The organism is Actinoallomurus soli, from assembly GCF_024055715.1.
Lineage (GTDB): Bacteria > Actinomycetota > Actinomycetes > Streptosporangiales > Streptosporangiaceae > Actinoallomurus > Actinoallomurus soli.
In genome coordinates this window covers 222,004-236,267 of the sequence record NZ_JAMXMV010000011.1, presented here as the reverse complement: position 1 = coordinate 236,267, position 14,264 = coordinate 222,004, and the positions used below count along the sequence as shown (strand labels likewise).

Annotated in this window: 1 protein-coding gene (running past one end of the window); it reads left to right on the top strand. The window is 71.9% G+C overall.

Going from position 1 to position 14,264, the window contains the following annotated elements; all coding sequences use genetic code 11:
- Positions 1 to 14,264, top strand: the 3' end of a protein-coding gene (locus NDW01_RS26420; RefSeq protein ID WP_252825018.1) for a protein-glutamine glutaminase family protein. Its footprint begins 49,582 nt before the window's first position; 14,264 of the gene's 63,846 nt are visible here — the last part of the coding sequence; its start codon lies beyond the left edge, outside the window; it ends in the stop codon at positions 14,262 to 14,264.

Below are 14,264 nucleotides of genomic sequence, written 5' to 3'. Positions count from 1 at the left end.
GCGGAGTCCAGCGCGCTCTGGACCCGGAGCGCCTGGCGGCCACCGCGCTGGCTCCCGAGACGCTGCTGACGGACGACCAGGGCGGTGCCATCGCGCGGAACTGGACGGGCACGGGCAACCAGCGGCTCGACCTCTCCTCCTACGCCGTGTCGGACGCCGCCGGTCAGGTCGGCACGTTGCGGGCGCCATGGTCCAACCCGTACGCGATCATGGCGGGGACCGGTACCGGCTGGACGGTGATCACGCCGCGCGGGCGGTTCAGCGTGACGGACCCCGAAGAGCTCATCTGGATGATCGCGCAGGACTCGGCGCGTCCGGAAGGAGCCGAGATCGTCCTGGCGTTCGGCAGGGTCACCCCGGCCCTGGCCGGGCGGATCGCCGGCCTGACGGGAGCCCGCACCTGGTACGTCCGCCACGACGTCCGTTCGCTCCTGGACCCGACGACGGGCATCGAACGGCTCGCGATCGGCCCGGTCCCCGCCGGCGCGGACGCCGTCTGGGCGGTGGCCGAACCGGACGACGCGCAATCCGCTCTCAGCATCCTCGACCTGTACGACGACGCGGAGAGCGCCGTGGAACCGGCCCTCAGCGTTCTCGACCTGTACGACGGCACGGAGAGCGGCGCGGAGGAGGGCACGCGGTCCTCAGGCGATGCCGGAGGCCCGGCGGTGGACCCGTCCGGGGTGGTCGGTCCGACGGAGGCGCGGCGGGCCAGGCCGCTGACCACGACCGAGTACGAGGTCATCGACGAGCGCGGTACGGGGGTGCTGTTCCGCCGGCCCGGTGATCCCGTTCTCGAACGGCGATCCCCGCAGGCGTGGGAAGGGGAGTCCGCCGCCCCGGGCTTCACCACGCTGACCCAGGACTACGTGGAGACGGCCGGCTCCGATCGGCCGAGGCTGCGGATCTCCGCGGACCGTACGCTCGCCGTCCAGGACGGCGTCTCCGGGCAGCAGATCTTCGCGTCGGACCAGGCCATCGCGCGTGCGCGGGCGAAACACGCGCGCTGGGACGACATCGTGTGGCTCCAGGTCGAGGATGACGTGGCCATCGTCGTCCCGACCCAGAACGGGGGAAGCCGGCGGCTGTACCGCGTCACGCCGGAGTTCAGGACGCGTCCCGGGCAGTCCCCCGATGAGGGCTCCCGGCCCTTCGTCGAGTTCCTGGCCGGCGACCACCGCTTGTCGCACCTGGTGTTCGGCGACCCGAAGGGCGGTCCGGTGACCACCGCCCCGGTCAACGCGTCGGACGCCATCGAGGTCACCGGTACCCACTACCTCGCCGAGGCCCTGACGCGGATGGCCGACGGGGAGATCCCGCCGACCGACGTGAACCCCGAGTGGGCGGCGGCCCAGATCCGCCGGGACGACCGGCCGAGCGGCGGGGGCGGCGGCCCGTTGCCCGGCGAGGGCTACGGCGGTGCGCTGGCCCTGTCCGACACGCCCAGTCCACGCCGCGGTGCCCTGTCCTACGCCGCGCGTCTCCTCGGCATCAACGAGAGGGCGTGGGCCGACGTCGGCGAGGGCTACATGGTCCAGTTGGTCGCCGCGCCGGACGAAGGCGGACGGCCGGACCTGACCCGCAACTTCGCCAAACCGGGCTCCGAGCCCGGCAAACACCTCGGTTACCACTTCGCGATGGTCGTGCTCGCCAGCGAGGACGGCACCCACCAGATCACCCTGGAGAATCACGCGCGAAGGGCCTCACCGATGTGGGAGGCCGCGCGCCGGGAAGCCGTCGAGACGAACCTGAGGGACTACTCGCTGAGCGAGTTGCAGCAGATCACGGAGGATCTGCGCGCGAATCTCGACCGGCTGAACAACGCCGGTCGCACGGACGGCCTCGCGGAACTCCGCGGTTACCAGAACCTGGCGGGGGCGCTGACCAGGGCGAAGCAGGCCCAGACGGAGGTGCTGGAGCAGGCCGAGGGGTCCCCGGAACGCGCTGCGGCGGAAGCGGAGCTGGACAAGCACATCAGGCGCGCCATGCGCGGTCTGGAGGCGGTCGACTCGATCATTCCGGCCAAGCGCCAGTGGTACATGCGGATGATCTCCCAGCGCCCCGGCGAGAGCATGCACGACCTCAGCGCGGGACTGCTGGAACCGGGACCCGCGACCGTGGCCAATCCGCTCACCGCGGTGGTGCTCTTCGGGCACCACGGCGGGCCTTCGCCCATCAGGTTCGACGAGGGCACCGACCGCTTCGAAGCGCGCTACCTCAAGTCTCCGGTCGAGATGGTGGCCACGGTCGGCCTGTGGAACGCCGACCACGGCCTTCCTCTGCCGCCCGTCACCATCACCGGTCACGCCCGGGCGGCGACCGGCGGCAGGAGTCTCGCGGCGAAACGCACGAAGGCCGTTGAGGAGACCTTCCGCGAGCACCTGGACGATGAGCTGCGGCGGCGCCAGGCCGGTACCCCGCTGCCCCACCTCACCGCCGGGGACTTCGAGATCGGGCGGGTGGCGGCGAAGACCACGGGCGACGACGTCACGATCTCGTTCGACGATCGCCGCGGGGGGCCGCGTCAGGTCGCCATCCGGGGTGCCCAGCGTGCGACCCCCGGCCCGTCCGGCACGCAGACGCGGCGCCGCCGGTTCGGCGGCCTGCTCGGTGGATCCCCGGACCACGACAGGAACCCGCTGGCGGAGCAGTGGCCGATCGGCCGCCGGCTGACGGTCATGGAACCGCGCTTCGGCGACCCCGATGACCTGACCGAGGTGCCCCTGGACGAGGTGCCCGCCGTCGGCACGGTTTCCGGGAACCCTCTGGTGTACGAGCGCCCGCATCCGTCCCGTTCGACGCCGTTCACCTACGAGATCGAACGCACGGGCGTGATCAGGCTCTCCGGCGAGGAGCTGTCGCCCTTCGACTGGACGAGGTTCGGGGACGACTTCATTCACGAGCCGACCGGCGCCTACCTGCGGGGGGACAACGGCTGGCTCGGCCGGGTCGACAATCACGACACGCTCCTGGAGACGCTGACCTCCCTGGACCCGGAGGCCCGGCCGTACCGGCTGACGGTGGGCAAGGGCGCGATGTACCTGGTGCCGCTCGATGAGAGCGGTAGGGCGGTCCGCATCCCGCTGAAGGACCAGGCCCCGCGGTCCGGCGCACTCGCCGACCAGCCGCAGATGAACGACGAGGTGTACGCCGCTTACCGGACCTTCTGGGATGCGCTCGAAGAGACCGGCGACACGGAGGCACGAGACTCCGACGCGGCGCCGATCGTCCCGTGGTACGTGGAGCAGGGCGGGCTCGGCGACGGCTCCGTGTCGTCGGTCGCCGAGGTGGTGGACAGCTCGCTGCCGGACGGCCGCCCCGACGAGTCGGTGACCCGCTGGATCGACGCCGTCACCGCCGGCCTGTCATCGTCCGTTGCGCGCGCGGTCCGCAAGAAGATCCTCGCGCTGCTGGCCGAGAAGGACCCCGTGCGGTGGGAGCGGCTGCTGCTTCACGGCAAGCTGATCGTCGAGAAGAGCACACGGGTCAGGCTGTCCTTCTCGGTGGAACAGACGGAGTTCGCGCCGCCGGAGGACGCGGGGGCCGATCCGGGCTACCAGACGTACTTCAGCAAGTACGGCGACACGACGTACGCCGAGGAGGTCATGCGGCAGAATCTGAGCGGGAGGAACGCGTCCGTCGAGCCGATCCTGTTCCTCTCGGTGGGGCTGCAGGCGGGGCTGTCGCACGTCTCGCCGGTGTTCAAGGTCGGGACGGAGCGCGGCACCGGTTCCTGGCAGACCATCCTGATGGAGGTCCAGTCGGGGAACCGGGTCATCGCCAACGCCGCACACGGGTACGCGGCACGGATCCGGGTGCGGGCCACCGTCGACCGGGCCGAGCGGCCGGAACTCCTTCTCCCCGGGGAGGCGCGCCTGGCGTTCCCCACGGTCTACTCCTCCGCCGCCGAAGCCGCCCTCACGGCGCCGCCCGGGAGCGGCGGGCACCCGGTGGTGCGGGTCGTGGACCCGGCCGTGCTGCACGGCCTCGATCACGCGGTCACCGCGATCGTGCCGGAGCCGCTGCTGGCCGGCCTGCGCAGCGTCCTCGACTTCCTCGGGCTCCCGGCGAAGGACGTCGACGAGATCGTGCAGGACGTCGCCGAGGAGTACGTCAACGAGAAGACGTTCAAGGACCGCAGCCAGTGGTGGCTGACCGACAGCTGGGTCACGGGCCTGATCGACAAGAGGCTGTCCGCCCTGTCCACGTTCCAGGGACATCTGGAGTTCAGCGGCCGGCCGCAGACCGTGCGTTACGTGACGACGACCGACAAGGAGGTCCTGCTCCGTAACGACATCGCGGACACGGTGCGGATCGGCGACGGCCAGAAGCACAGCACCGGGGCGAGCGCCACGCCGGGCGTCGCCTTCGGGGTCGAGCTCGGCTCCCATCTGGCCACGCCCAGCATCGACCTGCCGAAGCTGGGCTCCTCGCGCGAGTACGGGCGCTCCCTGACCTCCGGAGGCCAGCTCAAGAACGCAACCATGCGCAAGGACCGTCTGGTCCGCTACCAGACCGAGTTCGCGGTGACGATCTGGGTCAAGTCCGACCACGGCGATGTCCCGTTCACCCTCCCGGTCACCGGCGAGCTGGGGATCGGCCTCGCGCACGCCAAGGACTTCGAGCGCCACGCTCTGGGTGGGGTGCCCACCGGCTCCGGCCTCATCCCCGCGGAGAAGCCCGAGGAACCGGAGAAGCCGGAAGGCCTCGAAGCCCCGGCCGGGTCGAAGACGCTCGACGAGGGCCTGGACGAGGTCCTGCCCGCCGGGTCGAAGGCGCTCGATGAGGGCCTGCCGGCAGGGTCGAAGGCGCTCGATGAGGGCCTGCCGGCAGGGTCGAAGGCGCTCGACGAGGGCGCGCCGGTCCGGTCGGAGACGCCCGCCGGGCCGGAACCGCAGGAGCCGACGACGGTCGCGGGCGGGACGCCCGACGAGCTCGCGGCAGGGCGTTCGGAGCCCTTCTGGGCCGACTTCGCGCGGCGGCTGAGGGCGCGGTTCACGGATGGACGCCCGCCCGAGCCCTTCCTCGATGGCGGCGTACGGGACGCCGGCGACCTCGCCGCGCTGGCCGACCGAGGGCCGATCGAGATCGTTCTTCCGCCCGCGCTGCACGACGCGCTCGTCCCCCACTGGCTCGACGCGCAGGAGGGCTGGCGGGCCCTGTACGCGCATCCCGGCATCACCTGGGTGCTGTCGACGGACGAGCACGCGTTCCTGGTCTCGAGTACGGACTCCCATGCCTCCGGCGGCCCGGTGTGGCGGTACGTGCTGGACGAGGACGCCCGGGTGGTCGGCGCCCTCCTCATGGACGAGCGCGAGGGCGAGCGGGAGCCGCGCTGGTACGTCCCCAACCCGGCCCGGGAACCGATGACGGCCGAGGCGCCGCGGCCGTGGTACGAGGATCTGCTGTCGCCGCTGCGCGCGGCGGGGCTGACGGCCGTCACCGACTTCCTGACCTCAGGAGGCGTCCCGCAGATCCAGGTGACCGAGGCCCTGCGGAGCCGGCTGGAGCAACCGGGTGAGGACCGGACCCTGAGCGAGGCCGTCGACGCGCTGAAGGCGGAGCCGCGGATCCAGGTCGTGACCGCCGACGGCAGACGGGTCCAGGACCAGGAAGGCGGGGAGAAGGCCGGGGAGAGGCGGTTCGTCCTCGACGAGCGCGGTCAGGTCCACGGTCCGCTGCGGACCTGGCATCACGTGGTGCACCCCCGTGAGCCGCTCGGGCTGGCCGCCCGTACCGGCCTGGGCCGGGGCATCGTCCGGGAGATGCCGGGCCGCGAGAAGGTCTACCGGGAACTGGCGGACGAGCTCGCACGGCAGATGCGCCAGGCCGGCGTCGTGGGCAAGATGTCCGCCGCCGCTCGTCAGCACCTGGCGCGGGCGCTGGCGATGAAGTTCGGGGTGCCCGGCGGCCGCGGCACGTTCCAGGACGGCATCGACGGCGACATCGGCCACGAGGTGACGATCGGCGGATACACGTTCACCGCCGTGCTCTACACCGAACTGCGAGGGCTGCGCCGGGACCCGGTGGCCGAGGTGAACGTCAGCCTGGACACCCAGCGGAAGAACGTCGCGGGCCTGGACACCGAGGACAAGAAGGGCTTCTCCATCGGGGCCGGGTTCAAGCTCAGCTTCCGGGTCAAGCTGGCCCGGCTGTTCAGCCTGGACCTGCACGTGCTCGAACTGAAGGGTGAGCGCTCCCGGCACCAGAAGATCGGCAACAGCACGGGGGTCAAGGAGTACCGCCGCGAGCGGACGAACGGGAACGTCACTCGCTTCGAGTACGAGACCGCGTACACCTCGGCGGTCACGACGAGCCGCAGGTCCGGAGACCTGGTCGCGGCCCGCGTGTGGGAGCAGTCCGGTGACGAGTACTGGACCGCCGTCACCGTCTCCGACGCGCACCTGCCCGCCGAACCGCTCCCCGCCGACGAGATCCTGGCGTACGGCGAGGTCACGGTGAAGACCGGGCCGATGGACGATGAGGGCCTCCAGCGGCTGGCCGCCCCGCTCGGAAAGGACAGGGGCGAGGAGTTCGACCTCACCAAGGAGGGCCTGACCGGCATCCAGGTCAACCTGACCGGCGTCAACGAGATCTCGGCGCACATGGCCGAGCTGGTGGCCGCGCACAACAAGACGCCCCGGCCCAGGCCCCAGGCCGACGCGTTCAAGCAGGTGCTGACCGCGCTCGTGCCGTCCGGCCGCAGGTACGGCGCCGCGGAGCGGATCCTGCGCACCGGCACGCACACGTTCCTGGAGTCCAACGCCCGGCGCCTGCTGAGCCGCCGTGGCCTGCGGATTCCGCTGCCCTCGACCGCCGGCGGCTGGCGGCAGGAGATCAGGATCCGGCTGCGGACGTTCAACGTCCGCCATGAGCAGACGGTCAAGGGCGCCACCCTGGAGCAGTACACCGAGGCCGATCTGCGGTTCGGCGAGGAGAGGGCGTCCGGTTACGGCCTCGACACCTCCGCCGGCCCGGGCGGTGTGGTGCGGCTCGGCCTGCCCGCTGCGGAGAGCCACAACGAGGGCGAAGGCCACCAGACGACCAGCCAGAAGGTGGGCAACCAGATCTCCGGCGGTTTCATGGGCGGCGGCGACGTCTCCTTCCCGAGCCGCAGCGTGACCGACATGGGCGGTGCGCTGGACCTGAACCTGGGCACCTACTCGGGCGACAGCGAGCAGCTCGGCGCCGATCCCGTCTACACCATCCAGTACCGGCGCTGGCGCCACGTGAGCGGGGCGCGCAAGCTCAGCCGCGCCTTCCGCCGGGGCCCGGGAACTCGGGCCTCCTACCGCGTCGAACGGCACGTGAAGATCGCCCGGGGGGCCGAGCTCCTCGTCCCGTACGTCCGTGCCGCCGACCACGGCCTGCCCGTGCCGGCCCGGGAGGACCTGCCGTCGACGCAGGGCGAACGCCACTACGTCAACGACGATCTGGCCGTGGCCGCCGCGCACGTCGAGAGCGTCGACGCGGCCGACGTGGTCGACACGATCGAGGCCCTGCTCGGCGGTGACCTGGATCCGGACGTGCTCGGCGTGATCGAGACGGCCTTCGACGAGGAGGCGATCCGCGGCCAGTACGGGGGCGCCCGCCGAGGCGGGATCCACCGCGTCGTCACCACCCCCGCCCAGACGTGGGGAGAGGGCCGTATCTGGGACTACCTGAAGATGCCCGCCCGCACGGGCGGCACGCTGCACACCGGAATCCGCGTCACCGCCATCGAGGACTCGGTCACCTACCGGCGGCCCAGGCCCGACGTGAAGGTGACGACCGGCGGCCAGGCGTTCGTACAGATCGGCAAGCACCGCAGCCGCGGCCATGCCTGGCGCGCCGGCGGCTTCTTCCACGGCCGGTGGGCGACCGCGCCGGCGGGTCTGCGGCCGGCCGGTGGCGTGAGCGTCAAGTACGAGCGCAGACACGGGCTGAAGGTCGGCGTCGAGTCCACCGCGCGCGACGTCCGGCGCGCCACGGCCAAGGACACCTCGCAGGAGTTCCGGCACGGCGTGCGGTTCCGCGTCGAGGTGTTCCACCGGTACTCGCCGAGCGAGTTCGCCCGGCGGAGCGCGCAGGTGGCGAAGGCCGTGCCCGCGCTCGTGGACATCCTCTCCCGGGGGGAGAGCCGGCGGATGTGGCGGCGCCTGTTCCCCGCCACCACCCCGGCGGCCGCCACCGACGAGGTACGCGGCCGGGCCACGCTCCTCGTGCCCACCCACCTGACCGCGGCCGGCCCGCGGCCGGCCCCGACCGCGGCGGTCGAGGCGCCGGCCGGTGCGACCTCGACCGCGTCGGGTCATGCCTCGGCCGCCGCGTCGGCGCCGGCGTCGGTCCCGGTACAGCCGGCGATCACGCGCACGCCGCCTCCGGCTCCCACGACACTGGCCACCTCGCTCGCCGAGCATGTGCACGCCATGGCGCTGCCGGGTATCGAGCACCTGGTGGACTGGGCGCCGGCCGCCGCGACACCCTGGCGCCGGATCGACGGAGCGGCGGTGGCGCGCGGTGTCGCACCGACGGTCGAGGAGTTCGGCCCGGCCCACCAGGACGGCGTGACCGGCGACATCGCCCTGGACGAACGCGACGCCACCGCCAACATCGACAAGCTGCTGAACGGCACGTACCGCATCCCGCTGGTCGGCCGCGAGTACCTCACCGTGCAGATGGTGCCCACCCGGGGACGATGGCTGACCCGGGGCGGTTTCACCGGTCTCAACTTCCCTGAGCACTCCCAGGAACCGGCGCGGGAACACGAGGCCGAGCGCGGGTGGAGCGTCGACGGCGAATTCGACCTCGGCCACGCGTTCGCCCGGCCGCTGGAGGAGGGCGCCGACCAGCCTCTGCTCGACCCCGGAATGTCCTCCGGCAAGGGCAACCGGACCGCTCGCATGCACAAGAACTCGGCCGGCGATTACGTCGAGTCCAACCGGCAACGCGACGACGACTACGACTACTACGTCTTCGACGCCCGATTCCACGTCAGCGGCCCGCACGGGCACTACGTCGTCCTGGACGCCCCCGACGGCTTCATCGGCATGCTCCCGGCCACGGTGGTCCGGCGGCTGATCACCGACCTCGGCCTGGACCTGGAACGACCGCCTCTGGGCGACGCCGAGCTACCGGCCCAGTGGGCCGAGAGCGGCACCCTTCCTCCCGAGGCCACGGCCGAGGTCATCGACCGGGCCGGAGGCATGGCGGCACTCCGCGGCCGGACCCTGCGGCTGTGGACCAGCGCCGACCACCTGAAGGCGGCCGCCGCGACGGCGGACCGGATCACCGCCCAGACCGGCCTACCGGTCGAACTGCTCACCCGGGACGCCGACGGAACGATCGGCCGGTACCCGGAGAGCGCGCGTCCCGCCCTGCGATCGACGACCACGTCCCCCGACGAGCGGGCGACATCCCCCGACGAGCGGGCGACATCCCCCGACGAGCGGGCGACATCCCCCGACGAGCAGGCGATGGAACCGGCTCCGCAGGGCGTCGAGGACGTGACCGAGCAGGGGGAGAGGGCCGACGCGGCTCCTGCGGCACAGACCGATCTGACGGCGCTGGTCGAGGTGCCGGTCGCTCCCCGCGCTTCGGAACCGCTCGGTGAGGCGCTGGCCCGCGCGCTGAACGACGACCCGTCCCTCCCGGCCCGCCTCGGCGAGACCCCGGGCGAGCAGGGCGATGCCACGAAACCCCTCTACGGCCGGCTCATGGCGGGTCTGACGGAGGAGAACCTGCCGGCCTCCGCGCCGCTCATCGACGAGGATCGGCAGGTTCCGCTCGCCGACCTCGAACGCGCCGAGATCGACCTGACGCTCGCACAACGGAGCCAGGCCATCCTGAGCGGCGGCCTGCGCGGCGCGGACCTCACCCGCGTCCAGCGTTTCCAACTGGCGGTGAGAACCGAGCCGGTGAGGTCCGGGGCGCCGGCGGAGATGATCGAGGCCCTGACGTCCGCCGCCCGGGCTCTGGGCATGACGATCGTCCTCGACGACGCCCCCACCATCACCCCCCGGCAGACCTTCCCGGACCCGGCCTCCCACGACGCTCCGGAGGAAGAGCACGTCGAGCCGCGGGTCGAGGGCACCGTCACGTCGGAGGCCGGCGCCCCGGTGCGGCCCGTCACCACCACCCGGCCGAGCGCGGCGGACGAAGACGTCATCGAGGTCGTGGACGCGGCCGATGCGACGGCGGCCCAGAACGAGGTCGTGCCGGGTGACGACCTCGGCCGGGATCCGGACCTGGTGTCCGCGGTGAACAGGATCCTGGATGGCAGGCCGCAGTGGACCCGCGTCGTGTCCGCGGAGGAAGTGGCCTACTGGCACGGGATGCTGCCGAAGCACTGGCGTGGGCCGGTGCCGCGTCTGCTGAGGGACCGGGCCGAGGGGATCGCCGCCCTGATGATGGGCCGGCCGCTGCCCCGGCTCGGGGGCGGAGCGGGCGGCAGGGAGCAGCGGGACCTCCCCACTGATTCCTATCAGCGGACGGGCCCGGGCACGGCGGATCTCGAGGACACCGCGTATGAGCTGCACCGGCTATGGGGAGCGGGATTCGGCGAGGCCCTGGTGTACGCGCTCCACCACCGGGTGCCCGAATCCCTTCCGCTCGGCTCGGCGGACGCCTTGCACCAGTGGGCCGGGCAGCAGGTGATACCGGAGGATCTGCCGCCGGACCTATCGGTTGATGGTTTCCGCGCGGCGTTGGAGGGCGGCGACCGGAGCATAGCGGTGCAGAGGATCGTCGCTTCGGTCGTCGCGCGAGCCTTCGGTGTGCCGATCGCCGTGGTGGGGCCGAATGGGAGAGTTCATCGGTTCGGGACCGCTGGGCCGGCTCCGATGTTGCTGGTGCAAGAGGCCGACGGTCGCTTCCTCGCGGGGGTGCGGCCGGTGTACTCCGATGCCGAGTACGCCACCACCGATTCTGAGAACGATGACTCCTCTTCCGAACCTGAAGAGGAGCCCTTGTCGCCCGAGGAGCATCGGGCGTGGTTCGAGCAGTTCTACTTCGCGCATCCCCGGATCACGACCTATGAGCCGCAGCCGACGGCCGGCTTCGGAACCAGTGTTCACGGGCCTCACCCGGCGACGATCGTCGTCGCCAGAGGCGGGCCGAGTGCGAACGGGCGGGTCGTCTATCGCGAAGACGACGAACTCTTGTATCGCTGGGATACTCGGGGGCCCGAGATCATCTTCGTGGAGGGTTTCCGGCCGCGTGGGCGGACGTTGCCGAAGAGTCTCCGGCTCTATCAGAATGAGCTTCTCACGTCTGGTCTGGTCGGTACCACGCGCAGTCGTGCACTCGATGCCGTTCCGCTTCTCAATACCGAATCCGGCCTTATCTATCGATACTCGGTGAACGCTCCCGGCGGTATCGACATGGTCGCCACCTTGAATGTCAGCTCCCTTTGGGGCCAGCAGGAGGTGGTCTTCTGGAAAGGTGTCAGGCCCAAGTACGTCGTCGGTGTTGAGATCTTCAGGAAACTCGGTGACGAGTTGACGCTGATCGACAGTTTCACCAGAGACCAATACCTGGGTCGACTCGACCTGCCCGCGGTCGAGGGCGCCCTCACGTCGGAGGCCGGCGCCCTGGTGCGGCCCGTCACCACCACCCGGCCGAGCGCGGCGGAAGAGGACGTCATCGAGGTCGTGGAGGCGGCCGATGCGGCTTCGAGTCAGGGCGAGGTCGTGCCGGGTGACGGCCTCGGCTGGGATCCGGAGCTGGTGTCCGAGGTGAACAGGATCCTGGACGGCAGGCCGCAGTGGACGCGTGTGGTGTCCGCGGAGGAGGTGGCCCACTGGCACGAGATGCTGCCGAGGAACTGGCGCGGGCCGGTGGTGCCGCGTTCGCTGAGGGTCCGGGCCGAGGGGATCGCCGACCTGATGATGGGCCGGCCGCTGCCCCGGCTCCGGGGCGGAGGGAACGGCGGGCAGCAGTCGGTGACGTCCCCTCCCGAGGAGGAGTACGCCGGCCGGCTCGCCGTACTGCTGGCGGCGGTGCCGGTGGACCACGCCGAAGTGCTGCGGCAGTTGCGGTTCCGCGCTTCGCTGGCCGACGGCCGTACGGCGGAGACGCTGGACGCCGCCTTCCAGGCGCAGACCGGCAGGCCGCTGGCCGAGGCGGTGAACGCCGCCGTCGCCGGGCAGCGGGCCTCGGCGGCTCTCGCCGTGGACGTCCGGCGGCACCTCGGCCTGGAGCGAGAGGCGACCACGGAGACCCCGCCGCCCGGTCCGATCTCCGTCGCTCCGGGAGAGCCGGCCACGGCGTCACCGGGTGTCCTGCCGTTCACGCGTGACCTGCACGACGCTCTCGTACGGGGCGACGACGTGGAGAAGGTGTTCGCCCGCCTACGCCTCCTGGAGGGGGACCCGCGCCGGTTCTGGGCCGTCGAGGAGGCGTACGAGAACGAGTACGGGGTGCCGCTCGTCGAGCGTGTGAACGCCCTGTGGGAGCGGCAGTACGGCACCGATCCGGCGCACCGCTGGAGCGAGGTGCTGCCGACCTCCGGGGATGGTCTGTTCGACGGGGCCCGCCCGGAACCGGTGTCGTACGCGCAGGTCGGCCGCTGGTACGAACTGCTGACCGAGCTGAGCTTCGACCACCACGAACTCGGTGCCGTCCGCCTCCCCGCCGCGTATCACTACGACGGCTGTGTCCTGCGGGCCCACCTGACGGCGTTGCGGCTCCTGCAGTGGGGCGCGCCGGTAGGCAAGATCGTCGCGGGGCGGGCGGCGCCGGAGCTGGGCGTGCTCGAGGGCAACATGCCGGGCTCTCTCGAACCGACGCTCGTCGAGTGGCTGCGTCACGTCGCCCCGGTCGTGTGGGCGCGCGACGCCGATGGACGGCCCGGCTGGGTCGTCATCGACACGGCGCTCGGACGCGGACCGCTCAGCCCGGGGGAGTGGCTGACGGTGATCGGGGTGGACCCGGCCGACTCCCGCAACGTGTTCCTGACCGGCACGGTGGAAGACGTGCATGCGGCCGTCGAGGCGGAGTTCGCCAAAGCCCCGTCGACCTCGCATTTCGACTACGAGACCCAGCACCCGGTCGGCCGGGCCGTCGCGGCCATCACGGGCGTCGAACACACCGGCGTCCTGCTGAGACGGCCCGAGCCCCTGCGGAGCGTCGACTCCGTGATCCGGGACCAGACCGGCGACCTCGTCGAGCACGCCCACGCGATGGAGGAGCTCACCTACGCGCGCCGCGCCGCCCACGTCCTGCGGGAGACGCGCGGTGAGGCCCCGCAGAGCGTCGCGCGCCGTCTGGAGACCGAACTGGCGGGCCCCAGCCCCGAGCGCGGGACGCTGCGCCGGTACCCCGACCTGGACCGGCTCGTCCACGAGGTCCTCGGCGACTCCGTTCCGGACCTCGTCGCGCGTCTGTTCCCCGGCGACCGGGGCGACGCACGGACGCTCGCCGCGCAGGCGCCGTCTCCCGCGGCCGGCCGGACGCGGCCCGTCGCGCCGCCGGGGTGGCCGTCGTGGACGGTGGCGCCCCGGGCGACGCGCGCTCCCGAGGTACGGCACGTGGCGGCCGCCGCCGGCGATGTCCGTCCGGCCGGCGCGCCTTCCCGCTACGGGCCGGACTTCTACGAGGGGCAACGCTGGATCAGCGGTCGCCGAGTCTATGAGCAGAATTTCTCCCGGGCGCTCGGCCGGGATCCACGCCTGCCCGACGTCGTCCGCCGGGCCAACCACCGTCTGTACACGACCATCGCCCAGCACACGCCGGCCGACGACGCCGCGCGAAGCTTCGCCCCCGGGCTCGGGCGGAGCCCGGCCGCCGAGTTGGAACGTCTGCTCGGCGACGACGCGTCGTGGTCGCTGGACGAGCATCTGACCGCGTTCAACCAGGCGGTGTCGAGATGGGAGAGGGAACTCGCCTCACTGTGGGACGAGCGCGTGCCCCGATCCCGTCCGCGGTCCGGCGACTGGCGTGACGAGCAGATCGCACGTGGCTATGAAGTTCACCGCAGGCCGCTCGACCGTCTGGAGTGGACGTTCCGGGTCTACGCGCACCTGGGCTTCGGACCCGAGGACCGTGCCCTGTTCCTCCGCGCGGCGATGACCAGGGGAACCGCGCTGTACGAGGTCCTCACGGCGTGGCGCTCCGCGGGGCTCGGCGACGATCCCGCGCACGCGGTGCCGGAGGCGGTGCTGCTGACCGAGGCGGCCGACCTGTACGAATGGGCCGATGCGATGTTCCGGCCGCGCGACCTGATCGTCGATCCGCAGTCGCTCGCCGCCCTGACGCCGCCCCATCGTGGATCGGTGACGTCCTGA